Origin of the sequence: Mycolicibacterium canariasense (assembly GCF_002101555.1) — a bacterium.
Taxonomy (GTDB): Bacteria; Actinomycetota; Actinomycetes; order Mycobacteriales; family Mycobacteriaceae; genus Mycobacterium; species Mycobacterium canariasense.
The window spans coordinates 151,698-166,651 of record NZ_LQOL01000052.1 but is presented as its reverse complement, the minus strand read 5'-3'; the positions used below and the strand labels follow the sequence as shown (position 1 = coordinate 166,651).

The 14,954-nt window shown below is 69.2% G+C and carries 14 protein-coding genes; 2 read left to right on the top strand and 12 right to left on the bottom strand.

Annotated features, from left to right (window positions below; translation table 11 throughout):
• Positions 1-189: 189 nt before the first annotated feature.
• The gene (gene yczR / locus AWB94_RS16755) at positions 190-1,632 is read left to right on the top strand and encodes a MocR-like transcription factor YczR (RefSeq protein ID WP_062656291.1); all 1,443 of its coding nucleotides are present in this window, start codon (positions 190-192) and stop codon (positions 1,630-1,632) included.
• Here yczR and AWB94_RS16750 read toward each other — a convergent pair.
• The 3 genes from AWB94_RS16750 to ctaD are packed head-to-tail and all read right to left on the bottom strand — an operon-like array spanning position 1,629 to position 4,964.
• A complete protein-coding gene (locus AWB94_RS16750) occupies positions 1,629-1,937 on the bottom strand; it encodes a hypothetical protein (RefSeq protein ID WP_062656290.1) in 309 nt (102 codons plus the stop codon). The two genes, yczR and AWB94_RS16750, sit on opposite strands and share 4 nt — an antisense overlap.
• Before the next feature lie 37 nt (positions 1,938-1,974).
• Positions 1,975-3,207, bottom strand: a complete 1,233-nt coding sequence (gene serB, locus AWB94_RS16745; RefSeq protein ID WP_234811761.1) for a phosphoserine phosphatase SerB — start codon at positions 3,205-3,207, stop codon at positions 1,975-1,977.
• Between the two features lie 11 nt (positions 3,208-3,218).
• Entirely contained in the window at positions 3,219-4,964 is a 1,746-nt protein-coding gene (gene ctaD / locus AWB94_RS16740) for an aa3-type cytochrome oxidase subunit I (RefSeq protein ID WP_062656595.1), read from the bottom strand.
• A gap of 136 nt (positions 4,965-5,100) precedes the next feature.
• On the opposite strand from ctaD, the gene AWB94_RS16735 reads away from it, so the two are divergent.
• Entirely contained in the window at positions 5,101-6,174 is a 1,074-nt protein-coding gene (locus AWB94_RS16735) for an iron-siderophore ABC transporter substrate-binding protein (RefSeq protein ID WP_084395097.1), read from the top strand.
• Here AWB94_RS16735 and AWB94_RS16730 read toward each other — a convergent pair.
• The 9 genes from AWB94_RS16730 to AWB94_RS16690 are packed head-to-tail and all read right to left on the bottom strand — an operon-like array spanning position 6,171 to position 14,953.
• Positions 6,171-7,202: an isopenicillin N synthase family dioxygenase gene (locus tag AWB94_RS16730; RefSeq protein ID WP_062656288.1), complete on the bottom strand. Its 1,032-nt coding sequence runs from the start codon at positions 7,200-7,202 to the stop codon at positions 6,171-6,173. The two genes, AWB94_RS16735 and AWB94_RS16730, sit on opposite strands and share 4 nt — an antisense overlap.
• Positions 7,199-7,720, bottom strand: coding sequence for a hypothetical protein (locus AWB94_RS16725; RefSeq protein ID WP_062656593.1), 522 nt, complete (start codon positions 7,718-7,720; stop codon positions 7,199-7,201). Before AWB94_RS16725 ends, AWB94_RS16730 begins: the two co-directional genes overlap by 4 nt.
• On the bottom strand, positions 7,717-8,727 hold the full coding sequence (gene alc / locus AWB94_RS16720) for an allantoicase (protein WP_062656287.1): 1,011 nt from the start codon (positions 8,725-8,727) through the stop codon (positions 7,717-7,719). Before alc ends, AWB94_RS16725 begins: the two co-directional genes overlap by 4 nt.
• Positions 8,724-9,569: an aspartate/glutamate racemase family protein gene (locus AWB94_RS16715; RefSeq protein WP_084395096.1), complete on the bottom strand. Its 846-nt coding sequence runs from the start codon at positions 9,567-9,569 to the stop codon at positions 8,724-8,726. Before AWB94_RS16715 ends, alc begins: the two co-directional genes overlap by 4 nt.
• On the bottom strand, positions 9,566-10,864 hold the full coding sequence (gene allB, locus AWB94_RS16710) for an allantoinase AllB (protein ID WP_062656286.1): 1,299 nt from the start codon (positions 10,862-10,864) through the stop codon (positions 9,566-9,568). Before allB ends, AWB94_RS16715 begins: the two co-directional genes overlap by 4 nt.
• Complete coding sequence (locus AWB94_RS16705) at positions 10,864-11,700, bottom strand: N-acyl homoserine lactonase family protein (RefSeq protein ID WP_062656285.1); 837 nt, start codon at positions 11,698-11,700, stop codon at positions 10,864-10,866. Before AWB94_RS16705 ends, allB begins: the two co-directional genes overlap by 1 nt.
• Complete coding sequence (locus AWB94_RS16700) at positions 11,700-13,280, bottom strand: ABC transporter substrate-binding protein (RefSeq protein ID WP_062656284.1); 1,581 nt, start codon at positions 13,278-13,280, stop codon at positions 11,700-11,702. Before AWB94_RS16700 ends, AWB94_RS16705 begins: the two co-directional genes overlap by 1 nt.
• Positions 13,277-13,948: a cysteine hydrolase family protein gene (locus AWB94_RS16695; protein WP_062656283.1), complete on the bottom strand. Its 672-nt coding sequence runs from the start codon at positions 13,946-13,948 to the stop codon at positions 13,277-13,279. The genes AWB94_RS16700 and AWB94_RS16695 overlap by 4 nt, the downstream gene beginning before the upstream one ends.
• Positions 13,949-14,953: an ABC transporter permease gene (locus tag AWB94_RS16690; protein ID WP_062656282.1), complete on the bottom strand. Its 1,005-nt coding sequence runs from the start codon at positions 14,951-14,953 to the stop codon at positions 13,949-13,951.
• Between the last annotated feature and the right edge of the window lies 1 nt (position 14,954).

Sequence of the window (14,954 nt, the reverse complement as noted above, 5' to 3'; positions counted from 1 at the left end):
AGCGCGGATGGCGTCCAGTTCGTTGCGAACGCGCCGGGCATCGGCGTCACCGCCGGGTCGCACGCGGTTCGACGGACCACTGCGGTGATACTTCGACGCCAGTCGGGATAGCCAGTTGGTGTTCACGTTGCCAGTTTCCGATCAGACTGGCTTGCACATCAATAGCCAGTTCGACCATACTGGCATCAAATGTCGATAGAAATGGCTGCCAGATCACTCGATGAGGACCTTTTGGCCCGCGAGTTGGGTAACTGGCGCACCTCCAGCGCCACCGGCCCGGCCTACGTCGGATTGGCGGACGCCATCCGGCTGCTCATCGTGGACGGGCGGGTGCCGGTCGGCGCCCGACTGCCCAGCGAACGCGCCCTGGCGGACGCCCTTCGGGTATCGCGTACCACGGTCACGGCCGCCTTCACCCAGCTCCGCGAGGACGGCTACCTGCAGGCCCGCCGCGGGGCGCGCAGCACCGCGGCGTTGCCGCCCCGGCCCGAGATCGCCGCCGAGCCGACCACCGGCGCCACCGTCAGCCTGGCCGCCGCCGCGCTGTCGGCGCCCAGCGCCCCGGTCATGGAGGCCTTCGCCGCGGCCACCCGCGATATCACGCCGTACCTCAGCGAACCCGGGCACGACCTGACCGGTGTGTGCGCCCTGCGCACCGCGGTCGCCCAGCGGTACTGCGACCGCGGACTGCCCACCGACCCCGGCCAGATCATGATCACCAGCGGCGCCCAGCACGCCATCGGGCTGATCCTGGCCGCGTTCACCGAGCCGGGCGACCGCGTGCTCGTCGAGCAGCCGACGTATCACGGTGCACTGTCGGCCATTTCCACCGCGGGGGCCCGCGCGGTCCCGGTCCCCCTCACCGAGGACGGCTGGGAGTTGGACGCGGTGCACGCGACGCTGCGCCAGCTCTCCCCCAGCCTGGCCTACCTGGTCCCGGACAACCACAATCCGACCGGCTTCACCATGTCGGCGGACGAGCGAATCCGGTTGGGGCACATCATCTCCGAAACCCGGACCCGCACCGTCATCGACGAGTCGATCATGGACATGTGGATCGACCAGGCGCCCCCGGCGCCGCTGGCCACCAGCGTGCCGCGGCACGACCTGGTGATCACGGTCGGGTCGATGTCCAAATCATTCTGGGGTGGCCTGCGGGTCGGCTGGATTCGCGCCGAACGCAGCACCCTGGCCACCATCGCGGCGATCCGGCCGTCGGTGGATCTGGGCACCCCGATCCTCGAACAGCTCACGGCGGCAAGGCTCATCGAGGGACGGGACACGGTGCTGGCCGAACGCCGGGCGCTGCTGCGCAGCCGCCGGGCCTACCTGCTGAATCTGCTGGAGCGCCGGCTACCCGACTGGCGGCCCGGGTCGGGCCCCAACGGGATGTCGCTGTGGGTCAAGCTGCCGGCCCCGATGAGCACGGCGTTGTCGGCCTCGGCCTCGCGGTTGGGCCTGGACCTACCGGCCGGCCCGCGGTTCGGGGTGGACGGCACCCTGGAACGGTTCGTGCGGGTGCCCTATGCGCTGCCCGAGCCGCAGCTGGACGAGGCCGTCGACCTGATGGCACGGGCCTGGGCGGCCATCACCGGCGCCCCCGAACCGGAATCCCACGCAGTCGTGGTCTAGCCCTGGCTCTGCTGCAGGGCGATGCACTTACCCACGTTCTCCGGGGTGCACGGGATACCCGCCACCGACGACAGACCGCCGGGCGTGTTCTGCACCAGCGGCGGCGCGGCATTCGGCGGTGGCACGACGGCATTGCCGCTGGTGCTGCTGCCCTGGCCGGCGCCGGCCACGCATACGCCGGGGAAATGACTGGGTCGGGTGCCCCACGGGCAGTCCGCCGAGGCCGGGGCGGCGAGCACGACCGCGCCGCTGGCGATCGCGGCCGCGCAGGCACCCACAAGAACCGTCCGTCTCACCAACACCATGCCTCCACTGTAGAGGCCCGAGCCATGCGCGGCGCTGCTAGTCGGGGATATCGACCCGACGCACGGTGCCGTCCACCGCGTCGGCGGCCTCGATCTCACCGCGGGTCACCCCGAGGATGAACAGCACGGTATCCAGGTACGGGTGGCTCAGCGAGGCGTCGGCGACCTCCCGCAGGGCCGGTTTGGCGTTGAACGCCACACCCAGCCCGGCCGCGGTGAGCATGTCGATATCGTTGGCACCGTCACCGACGGCGACCGTCTGCTCCATCGGCACGCCGGCCTGCTGCGCGAAATCGCGCAGCGCCTTGGCCTTCCCGGGCCGGTCGACGATCGGGCCGATCACCCGGCCGGTCAGCTTGCCGTCGACGATCTCCAGGTCGTTGGCGGCGACGTAGTCCAGCATCAGCTCGTGCGCCAGCGGCTCGATCACCTTCCGGAAACCGCCGGACACCACACCGCAGTGGAAGCCCAGCCGGCGCAGGGTGCGGATGGTGGTGCGGGCGCCCGGTGTCAGCTCCAGCTCGTCGGCGACCTCGTCGACCACCTCGGCGGGCAGCCCGGCCAGCGTGGCGACCCGCTCGCGCAGCGAGGCCTCGAAGTCCAGTTCGCCGCGCATCGCGGCCTCGGTGATGGCGGCGACTTTGGCCTCGGCACCGGCGCGCGCGGCCAGCATCTCGATGACCTCGCCCTGGATGAGAGTCGAGTCCACGTCGAACACGATGAGCCGCTTGGCCCGCCGGGACAGGCTGTAGTCCTCCAGGGCGATGTCGATGCCCAGCTCGACGGCGGCCCGGGCCATGGCCGCCTGCAGCTGTCCGTAGACGCCACCGGGCGGCACCGAGACCCGCAATTCCAGCCCGGTCACCGGGTAGTCGGACACCCCGCGGATGGTGTCGATGTTCACCCCGAGCTCGGCGGCCGCCCTGGCCACCACCCCGAACGCCTCGGCGGTGATGGGCCGGCCCAGCACGACGATGGTGTGGGTCGACGGCTCGCGCATCACCGGAAGGTCGGCGCTGCGTTCGATGGTCACGTCCAGGCCCACCCCGTGGATGGCCGCCCGGACGTCGTCACCGAACGCGACGCCGTCGGCCACCTCCGGGGGTGCCGAGATCAGCACGCCCAGGGTGAGCCGGCGCCGGACCACCACCTGCTCGACGTTGAGCAGCTCGACGTTGTGCCGGGAGAGCACTTCGAAGAGCGCCGATGTGACGCCGGGCTGGTCGAGTCCGGTGACGGTGATCAGTACCGACACCTTTGACGGAGGCACGCCGATCAGGGTCAGGTGCGGACGTGCTCGTCGTCGAGGCGCGTCACATCGCCGTCACTCGGACCGTGCGAACGGCCGATGTGCGCCTCGGCGCGCATCCGCTCCACCATGTGCGGGTAGTGCAGCTCGAAAGCGGGCCGCTCGGAACGGATCCGGGGCAGCTCGGTGAAGTTGTGCCGCGGCGGCGGGCACGAGGTGGCCCACTCCAGCGAGTTGCCGTAACCCCACGGGTCGTCCACCACGACCGGTTCGCCGTAGCGCCAGCTCTTGAACACGTTCCACACGAACGGCAGCGTCGAGATACCCAGGATGAACGCGCCGATGGTCGAGATGACGTTCAGCGTGGTGAACCCGTCGGTGGGCAGGTAGTCCGCGTAGCGGCGCGGCATGCCCTCATCACCGAGCCAGTGCTGCACCAGGAAGGTGGTGTGGAAACCGATGAACGTCAGCCAGAAGTGCAGCTTGGCCAGGCGCTCGTCGAGCAGGCGGCCGGTCATCTTCGGGAACCAGAAGTAGATGCCCGCGTAGGTGGCGAACACGATGGTGCCGAAGAGCACGTAGTGGAAGTGCGCGATGACGAAGTAGGAGTCGGTGACGTGGAAGTCCAGCGGCGGGCTGGCCAGCAGCACACCCGACAGGCCACCGAGCAGGAAGGTGATCAGGAAGCCGACCGAGAACAGCATCGGCGACTCGAAGGTCAGCTGCCCCTTCCACATGGTGCCGATCCAGTTGAAGAACTTGATCCCGGTGGGCACCGCGATCAGGAACGTCATGAACGAGAAGAAGGGCAGGAGAACGGCACCCGTGGCGTACATGTGGTGCGCCCACACCGCCACCGACAGGGCTGCGATACCCAGCGTCGCGTAGATCAGGGTGGTGTAGCCGAAGATCGGCTTGCGGCTGAACACCGGGAAGATCTCGGAGACGATGCCGAAGAACGGCAGCGCGATGATGTACACCTCGGGGTGGCCGAAGAACCAGAACAGGTGCTGCCACAGCAGCACACCGCCGTTGGCCGGGTCGTAGACGTGTGCGCCCAGGTGCCGGTCGGCGGCCAGGCCGAACAGCGCGGCGGTCAGCAGCGGGAAGGCCAGCAGCACCAGGATCGAGGTCACCAGGATGTTCCAGGTGAAGATGGGCATCCGGAACATCGTCATACCCGGGGCGCGCATGCACACCACGGTGGTGATCATGTTGACGCCACCGAGGATGGTGCCCAGACCACCGACGGCCAGGCCCATGATCCACAGGTCACCGCCGGCACCGGGCGAGTGGATCGCGTCGGTCAGCGGCGAGTAGGCGGTCCAGCCGAAGTCGGCGGCGCCACCGGGGGTGATGAAGCCGGCGATGGCGATCAGCGCGCCGAACAGGAACAGCCAGAACGAGAAGGCGTTCAGCCGCGGGAAGGCGACGTCGGGGGCGCCGATCTGCAGCGGCAGCACCAGGTTGGCGAAACCGAACACGATCGGGGTGGCGTAGAACAGCAGCATCACCGTGCCGTGCATGGTGAACAACTGGTTGAACTGCTCGTTGGACAGGAACTGCAGGCCCGGCAACGCCAATTCGGTGCGCATCAGCAGCGCCATCAGGCCGCCGACGAAGAAGAAGATGAAGCAGACGACGCAGTACATCATGCCGATCAGCTTGTGATCGGTGGTCGTGATCAGCTTGTAGATCAGGTTGCCCTTGGGGCCCATCCGCTGCGGGAACGGACGCCGTGCCTCGAGTTCTCCGATTGGGGGCGCTTCGGCTACCAACAGATCCTCCAAAAAAATCGACGGGTCATCCCGGCAGTGTTCGTTCGTGATCTTATCCCCCATCGCCGCCCGCGGCGGCGTGGGTCCTACAAACTGTCGTATTCGGCCGTGGCGACCGGATGTTACCGTCGGCGACGTGCTGTTTCCCTGTGCCCGCATCGCCCAGGTCGCCGCGAGCGGCGCGGCTGTCACGGCGCTCACACTGACGTCGCTGACCGGCTGCGGCAGCGAGCAGAGCGCCACCCCCACCACGGCCCCGGGCGCGCCCATCACCAGCACCACCCGCATCGCCAGCGCGGGCGTGCTGGGCAACCAGCGCCGGCCCGACGAATCCTGCGCCCCCGCCCCGGCACCGGGCGATCCGGCCGCGCGTGTCGTGCGCAATGCGCCCGCCGCTGGGGTGCCGGCGACCACCGAGGTGAGCGGTGATCCGCAGCGCATCGTGGCGCTGTCCGGCGACCAGCTCGACGCGTTGTGCGCACTGGGCCTGCAGGGCCGGATCGTCGGGACCACCCAGCCGGCACCGTCGTATCTGGGCGGTGTGATCCACGGCGCCCCCGGTGTCGGCGATGCGGTGACCCCGGACCTCGACGCCATCGGGCGGGCCGCACCGGACCTCATCCTCGGCTCGTCGGCGTTGACACCCTCCGACTTCGACCCGTTGGCCCGGACCGCCCCGACGGTGTTCACCGGGGCGCCGGGAGCCGGCTGGCAGGACACCCTGCGCACGGTCGCCGCGGCGGTGGGCCGCCCGGAGGCCGCGGACCGGCTGCTCGACGGGTTCACCCAGGACGCCCACAAGACCGGCCAGCAGAACGACGCCACGCATTTCCAGGCGTCGGTGGTGCAGTTCACGCAGAACACCGTGCGGGTCTACGGCGCGGACAACTTCCCGGCCAGCGTGCTGCGCGCGGTGGGCGTGGATCGCCCTGCGGCCCAACGCTTCACCGACAAGCCCTATATCGAGCTGGCCCCCGACGGGGACCTGTCCGCCGCCGACGGCGACATCGTCTACCTGTCCTTCGACTCGCCCGCCGCCAAGGACCGGGCCGCGGCGGTGCTGGACAGCCCGGCCTGGCGCAAACTGTCGGCCAACCGGGACAACCGGGTTTTCATCGTGAACAACGAGGTATGGCAGACCGGCGGCGGCGTGGTGGCAGCTCGCGGCATCCTCGACGACCTGCGCTGGCTGAACGCCCCGATCAACTAGGCCGGCAACGGCTTTCGGCCGAACTGACCCAACGCCAGCGAGCCGTCCGGCAGTTGCAGTTCGCCTGCCTCGATGCGCCGGCGCAGATAGGCGAACGTCTGCGCGGTCTGCGCGAACAGGTGTTCCCCGGCGCGTAACGTGGGCCGGCTCTGGGCTTCCGCCGAGTCGAACTGCGGTAGTGGTTTGACCTCGGTGTGATAGTCGACGTTGAAGAACAGCGGGAACGAGTACCGCTCCTCGGCGACCTTGCGGACCCGGTGGCTGGTGGCCACGAACGCGCCGTTGGTCCACAACTCCAGCAGGTCACCGATGTTGACGACGAAGGCGCCGGGCACCGGCGGCACGTCGATCCACTCGCCGGCCCCGTTGAGCACCTCCAACCCCGGGGCGGTCGGCTTGAGCAGCGTGAAGCACTCGTAGTCGGTGTGGGCACCGATACCGATGCTGTCCCGGGCGTCCGGGTTGTACGGATAGTGGATCAGCCGCAGCTGACTCGGGGTCTTGGTGGCGTGCCGGGCGAACACCTCCGGATCCTCGCCGAGCGCGACCGCGAATGCCCACAGCAGCCGCTGCCCCACCGCCAGCAGCGCCTGATAGTAGGCGGTCACCGCCTCGGCGAAGCCGGGCAGCTCCGGCCAGGTGTTGGGCCCCAGCATCGGGTTGCCGGCCAGGTAGTCCGGGTCGTCGGCGGGCAGGTCCAGGGCGGTGTCGAAGGCCTCCTTCAGATCCGGGACGGTGCCCTCCAGCCCTTCCTCACCGATGGGGACATAGCCGCGGTGGCACCGGGACAGGCCGATATAGCTGCGCATCTTCTCTTCCACCGGCAGGGCGAAGAACTCCTTGACCGCGGCCAGCATGTCGTCGAACAACGATTCGTCGATGCCGGTGCCGCTGATGTAGAAGAACCCCACCTCGGCCGCCGCCCGGCCGATCTCGCCGGCCACCCGCTCCTGTTCGGCACGCTCGGGTGCGTACAGTCCGCTGATGTCGATGACGGGCACCGACGTGAATGACGTGACGCCACTCATAGATCCACGTTCCCTTCCGATCCCTGTATCGTCCAGCGCACACCGTTGGCCTGGATCTCGTTTCCGGACAAGCTGATTGCGAGCTCCCGGCGCTTCACGCCGGTGACCACCGTGGTGCCGCCGGCCCAGCCGAACAGGGCGCCCGCGCGGACCAGCAGCGCGGGCGCGCCGTTCGGGCCGGACAGGAACAGCGCCCCGGTCGGGGTGGGGTCCACCGGATCGCGCACCCAGTGCTCGACGTAGTTCTCGTGCACCCCGGTCTCGACGAGCACCTCGCCGTCCCAGTGCATCCGGCCGGCGTCCGGGAACGGTCCCGGGGGTTGCAGGTCCACGGCGCGGTGCCATGCGAACACGTCACCGTCCTGGTGCAGCCGCCCGGCGAAGCCGCGCGAGTCGACATATCCGGTCGGGCCCTGCAGCCAGAGCACGCCGGGGGTGTCGTCGCGCGTGCCGTCGGCCTCGATCAGCAGGGTGCGCCGCCACAGGCCGGCGCAGTCGGTCATGGCGACGGTGGTCACGATCGCTCCCATCGGCGCCGCAGTGTCTCCAGCCCCTCCTCGGTCGGCACGCCGAGGGCGCGCACCCGGGCGATGCCGCCGTCCGGGTAGGCCTGCACGCGCAGGGCGGTCACCGCCCGCGCGTCGACGGGGAACACCTGACGCGCATCGGCGATCAGGCGGGTGCGCGGCAGCACCGGGGTGTCGAAAGCGACCCTCCCCCAGCCGTGTTCGCGGTCCGGGCAGCTGCGACTGCCGAGCACCGACACCTCGGTGCTGGCGTTGAACACGAAGTAGGAGGTATCGATCTCGATACGGCGCAGGTCGGCGGGGACGGCGAACGAGATGATCACCGCGTCATGGGTGTCGGGTCCGATGTCGCGGCGTCGACGGGTCTCCCAGCCGTCGCCCATGTTGTGCGGCCGGTTCGGGGCGACGAGCACGGCCGCACTGGAATAGAAACTGTCGCTGCACCATTCGACCCGTCCGCCCTGTTCCAGCCCGGACACCTCGACGGTGACGTCGGTCCACAGCGCCGGATCAGGCACCACCTCGCCGTAGGCCCGCAGCCGGGCGACACCACCGTCGGACTGCAGCCGCAACCGCAGATGGGTCCAGCGCCGGTGATCCCGCACGGCCAGCAGATTGTGCGAATCCGCCTTCAGCACGGTGGTTTCCACCACCGTCGTCCACTCCACCTCGGATCCGGCCGGGTTCTGGGTGCGCTCCAGTGTGCAGGCGTCGACGGCGCAGGCGGTCGGGTGGTTACCGGAGAAGAACCGGGTGTCCACGTCGACGGTGTGCAACCGGCCGGGTGCGCCGAGTCGGATGATGGCCCAGTCGCCGTCCGGGCCGGCGTGCCGCCGGGTCTCCCAGCCGTCGACCACCTCGCCGCGCAGGTCGTAGGTGCCGGGCACGAAGGCCGGCTCGGACGGGTCGACGAGCCGTTCCTTGAAGCCGAAGGATTCGTCGCTGGCGGCCACCACGGCGCCGCCGACGGTGCGGGAGGCGAGATCGACGTCGGTCACGAGCCCAGCTCTTCCGATGAGCGCTCGCGCGAAGAGCCAATGGCCTCCGATGAGCGCTCGCGCGAAGAGCCGATGGCTTCCGATGAGCGCTCGCGCGAAGAGTCGATAGCTTGAGAGATGGGCCAGTGGCTGCGCGGGTTGTCCGGCCCGGGCGCGTAGACCCCGGCCTTGCTGGTGGACAGCCCCAGCCCCACGACGGCCTGCGCCAGGGCGACGGCGGCCGCCACCCCGTCGACGGCGGGCACGCCGAGCTTGGCGGAGATGGCCGCGGTCACCCCGGCCATGCCGGCACAGCCCAGACAGATCACGTCGGCGCCGTCCTCGCTGATTGCGCGGGCCGCCTCGTCGACGATGGCCTGCACGGCGCCGGCCGGGTCGGCGTCCACCTCGGCGGTGCCCAACCCGCAGGCGCGCACCGAGGCACAGTGCGCGTCCAGGCCGGCCAGCAGCAGCCGGTCCTGGATCGGTGGGATGGACCGGGCCAGGGTGGTGATCACCGAGTACCGCCTGCCGATCAAGTGCGCCACGTGCGCGGCGCATTCGGCGATGTCGAAGACGGGGACCGACAGCATCTCGGCCAGCGCGTCGCGACCGTGCTCGCCGAATCCGGCCAGCACCACGGCGTCGAAGTCGAAGGCGTCCGCCTGGATCAGCCGGGCGACGAGATCCATCACCCCGACAGCGGACAGGTAGCTCTCGGCGGCGGAGTCGATCGCCTCGGCTCCGAAATACGGTGACCGGCAGACTATTTCGACATCCGGTCGGGCGACGGCGCGCGCGGCGGCCGCGATCTCGGCGGTCATGGCCGCCGAGGTGTTCGGGTTGAGCACCAGGATTCTCATACCGGCTCCCCTATCCGGGCCAGGGCCGGCACCCCGGCCACCCAGGTCTGTAACACCGCACCGCGCAGGCTCATCCCGTCGTACGGGCTCACCGGGTGCCGGTGCCACAGTTCGGCGGCCCGCACCGTCTCCTGCGCGTCGGGGTCGAAGGCGCACAGGTCGGCCCGCAGCCCCACCGCGATCCGGCCGCGGTCGGCGTATCCGGCCAGCGCGGCCGGCCCCTCGGACATCCACCGGCTCAGCTCTGGCAGACCGAAACCGCGCCGGCCGGCCTGCGTCCACACCGCCCGGGGCCCGAGCTGCAGCGAGCTGATGCCGCCGAACGCCCGCCCGAAATCCCCGCCCGCCTTGAGCTCCGCGGTGCACGGCGAATGGTCGGACACGATCAGGTCCAGGGTGCCGTCGGCCAGTGCCGCCCACAGCGCCTCGCGGTTGGCGCCGGCGCGGATGGGTGGGCACACCGCGAACTCGGTGCCGCCGTCGGGAACGGCCTCGGCGCCGAACGTCAGGTAGTGCGGGCAGGTTTCGGCCGTGACGGCCAGGCCATCGGCCCTGGCGGCGGCCACCGAGGGAATGACGGCGGCGCTGGAGACGTGCACGATGTGTGCCCGAGCCCCGGTGGCCCGCGCGGTGTCGATCACCAGGCCCACCGCGTCCTGTTCGGCGGCGTCGGGGCGTGAGGCCAGAAATGACCGGTAGTCCCGCCCGTTCGGGCGGGGACTGCCGTCCAGGACCGCGGGGCTCTCGGCGTGCACCAGCAGCACCGAATCCAGTTCGGCGATGCGGCCCATGGCATCCCGGAACTCGGCGGTGCTCAGGTGCGGGAAGTCCGGGTTGCCCGAATCGGCCAGGAAGCACTTGAAGCCGCGCACCCCCGCCCGGGCCAGCGGACCCAGCTCATCGAGGTTGCCCGGCACGACACCGCCCCAGTAGCCGACATCGACGTGACAGTTGCCCGCTGCCGCAGCCTCTTTCACCTCCAGCGCCGCCACACTGGTGGTCACCGGCCGGCAGTCCAGCGGCATGTCGACCAGTGTGGTGATACCGGCCGCGGCGGCGGCCGCGGTTGCGGTGGCGAACCCTTCCCAGTCGGTGCCGGGATCGTCGATGTGGACGTGGGTGTCCACGAATCCGGGTAACAGCACCGCACGCTCGGGCAACCGGACGTCCTGCGCGGCCGGGTGATTCGCATCGGCGGCGCCGACGAACGCGATCACGCCGCCGGTGATCCCGACCGACGCCGGCACCAGGTGTCCGTCGACGAGCACCCGCTCGGCGCGCAGGACGCAGTCCATCACGATTCGACCGGCCCGAACCTGTCGTGGAAATGCTGGGTCAGCTCCGGCCAGACATGCGGGTCGTGACCGGGGATCAGCTGGTACCCCTTGTCCGCGGCGAGGCGTTTGAGCTTGCGGATCGGCTCGACGGTGTCCTGAGGGTCGACGTCGATGAAACCGCCGATGGGGAGTTCGTGCTCGATGTTCTCGGTCAGATCGGCGGCGTCGAAGGCGAACACGAACCCGTCACCACCGACCGATTCGTCGAGTTCCACCACGAAGCTCTGATGCCCCGGCGTGTGCCCGTAGGTCGGCACCGCGCTGATCCCCGGGGCGATCTCGGCGTCGCCGTCGGCCAGGCGCCACTCGATGTTGGGATCGTCGAAATCCACCCGGACGATCGCATTGCGTTCGGGCTCAGGATGATTCGACAGCCCGTACTCAAGTTCTCGGCGCTGGGCGTGCACCGGGACCTTGCCGGCGAACAGTTTCAGCCCGCCGGCATGGTCGTGGTGCAGGTGGCTGACGGCGACGGTGTGGATGGCATCGAAATCCACCCCGACCTCGGCGAGCCGCTGCTCGATCGGCTCACCGGGGCCGGGCAGCACCGGGCGGTACTCGACGGTCGGGAAGAACCGCCGGTACAGCGCCGGGTCCCGCACCAGGGCGGTGTTGAATCCGGTGTCCAGCAGGACCCAGCCGCCGTCGGTCTGCAACAGCACGCCCGGAACGGGTTCGCGCAGCCGTTCCTCGGGCGGGGCACCGTACACCGACACCGACTTCGGCAATTCCTCCCAGCCCAGGGTCAGCAGGATGATCCGGCGCACCCCGCTCTTGCGGACCAGCGTCGCCATCAGCCCACCGACAGTGCGGCCAGCCGCAGCGTGTTCGGATCGGTGACCACGTGCGCCTGCTCGACGCCCTTGAGCCACGGCTGAGCCACCATGAAGTCGTTGACGTCGGCGACGTTCAGCCAGCAACCGGTCTTGATCGCTTCCTCACCGGCGGTCGAGAAGTCGGCGTCCGAATCGGTCGGCAGACCCTTGGCCAGCGCATCCTTGATCGCCGGCGATGAGCACCCGAAGAAGTTCAGCCCGCCGTCGGCGTCCCAGGAGATGTGTCCCCAGGTGTAGGGCGACGGTGCGTCCGGCCAGCCGAGGTAGGTCATGATCTCGGGTGCCGCCTGTGCGTCGCCGCCGATCCAGCCGTAGATCTCCGAGGTGGGATAGGCCTGCACCTTGGCGTTCAGCCCGGCCGCGGCCAGCTGCGTCTGAATCAGGTTGCTGATCAACTGGTTGTCCGGGTTGGACGAGTCGTAGCCGATGGTGACGGCCTTCTGGTCGGCCGGCAAACCCGCCGCCAGCCCGGTCAGCACGGACGGATCATGGGTCACCGACTGCTTGCCGTATTCGGCAGCCATCATGTTCGGCGGATAGATCTGCTCGGCTTTCTTGCCGCGGCCGAAGTACGTCTGCTTGACCAGTTCGTCGACGTCGATGGCCTGCATGACCGCGGTGCGGTTCTTGGCGTCGGTCATCATGCCCTTCTTGGGGTTGATGTACACGAAGTTCGACATCATGGTCGGCAGCGAGTAGTTGGCGAAGGACTTGTTGTCCAGGTAGGACTGCACCGCCGAGGATGGCAGGTCGTGCAGGATCGCCGCCAGCTGGCCGTTGTTGAACTGCAGTTGCTGGGCCGACACGTCGGTGATCACCGGGAGCTCGACCTTCTCGAAGTACGGCTTGGCGCCCCAGTAGTCCGGGTAGGCGGTCAGTTCGTACTTGGAGCCGACCTCGGCCGCGGTCAACGTGTACGGACCGGTACCCAGGTCGTGGTTGGTGAGATAGCCCTGCGCGTTGTCGGTGCCGGCGTTCTTCTTCAGGCCCTCCGGGCTGAGCATGCGCGGCCCGTACGGGCAGGCCAGGTAGTCCAGGAACGCCGAGTTGGGTGCCTTCAGCGTGACGGTGACGTCGTAATCGCCTTGGGTGGTCACCGATTCGATGTCGGAGACCATATACGCCGGTCCTTGGTTGACCGCCGCCCTGCGGTCGAAGGACGCCTTGACGGCGGCGGAGGTGAACGGGGTGCCGTCGTGGAACTTCACCCCTTGACGCAGCTTGAAGGTGAACACCTTGTTGTCCGGTGAGGCCGTCCATTCGGTGGCCAGCAGCGGTTGCAGCTCGGGCTTGTCGGTGCCGGCCTTGTACTGCAGCAGGCCCTCGTAGGTGTTGGTGGTCAGCAGCAGCCCCTGCCCGGCGTAGTAGATGTCGGGGTCCGGCGGCTGGCCCGGATCCTGCAGGAACGACAGGTGCAGCACCTTGTCGGTGGGGGCGGCGTTCGGCGTGCTGCCCCCGCCGGAGTTCGACCCGCCGCAGGCGGTCAGGGTCAGGGCCGCGGTCGCGCCGACCGCGAGGAGCATGCTGAGTTTCTTCATCGGGCGGCTCCTTCGAGGACGGGGTTTGTCGAGGACGCGCCGGAGCCGCCCTGGCGGCGACATCCGGCGAACGCGGCGAGGATCTCATCGGTGGTGCGCATGGCGCCGGTCTGCAGGTACTCCATGGCGTCCAGCGCGGCGTCGTGGCGGTATTGGGAGGACCCGCCGACGCAGTCGGTGACGACGCGGACGTAGAAGTCGCGCTGGTGCGCGTCGGCGAACGTGTAGTGCACACAGACGTCGGTGAGGCCGCCGATCAGGATCAGCGTGTCGGCCTTCAACCCGGACAGCACGATCTCGAATTCGGTTCCGATGAAACCGGAGTAGCGGCGCTTGACGATGTGGAATTCGTGGTTGGGGCCGTCGAAGTCGGGCAGCAGCTCCGGGTGCAACGGTGTGCCGGGCCGGCCGTCGATGCAGTGTGGCCCCTCGACACCGTCGAGTTCACGGCCGAAGTCGATGCCGTTGGCGCGGTGCACTTCCTGGAAGAACACGATCGGGATGGCCGCGGCCCGGGCGGCGGCGATCAGTTGGCGCGCATTGGCGATCCGATCGGCGTATCCGGCCATGTGGGGGATGCCCACCTCCTCGACCGGCATGTCGCCGGACTCCTGCATGTCGACCACGACAAGCACGGGATTGCCCACGATGAGCGGCTGTTTTGGCACCTAACCTCCTGTGACGGCGATACGGGGATCTGCGGCGGCCTGGAGTAGGTCCACGGCCGTGTTGATGACGACGTAGAGGGCACCGAGCATCAGCGTGACGCCGGCGATGGCCGGAAAGTCGGCGACGGGGATGCTCTGCGCGATGTACTGCCCGATCCCGGGCCAGCCGAACACCTGCTCGACCACGAGCACACCCGAGAACATCAGTCCGACTTGCAGTCCCGTCATCGACAGGGCCGCACCGACGGAGTTGCGCAGCACGTGCCGGGCCATGATCCGGGTCTCGGACAGCCCCTTGGCCCTGGCGGTGCGGGCGTAGTCGCTGTCGATATCGGCCAGCAGGCTGCTGCGCAGCACCCGCCCGATCGCCACGGCCGGGCCGATCGCGATCACCAGGGCGGGCAGGATCAGATGATGTACGGCGTCGGCCACCACGTCGAAGCGGGCGTGCAGCAGCCCGTCGACGGTGAGCAGGCCCGTCGGCCCGTCGGGCGGATTCGGTACGGCCAGACGGCCGTTGGCCGGCACCCAGCCCAGGGTCTGGTAGAAGACGATCAATCCCACGATGCCCAGCAGGAACATCGGCGCCGACGACCCGGTGAACAACACCGCGCGCAGCACGCCGGCACCGCGCCACTTCAGCGTGGTGCTGAAGGCCAGCAACACGGCGAGCAGGATCGCGATGAGCAGCCCGGTCAGCGCCAGCTCCAGCGTGGCCGGGAAGAAGGATCCGAGATCGGACAGCACCGCGTGCCGGGTCCGGTAGGAGGTGCCCAGGTCGCCGGTGACCGCCCCGGTCAGGTAATGCCAGAACTGCACGAGCACAGGGTCGTTCAGGCCCAGCGCCTCGCGGCGGGCGGCGACGGCCTGAGCCGAGGCCTGCGCGCCCAGCTGCGCCTTGACCGGGTCCAGCGGTGAGATGTTCTGCAGCACGAACAACACCGCGGTCAACGCGACCAGGATGGCGACCATGGCTCCCAGCCGGGAGGCTATGAAGGTTTTCATG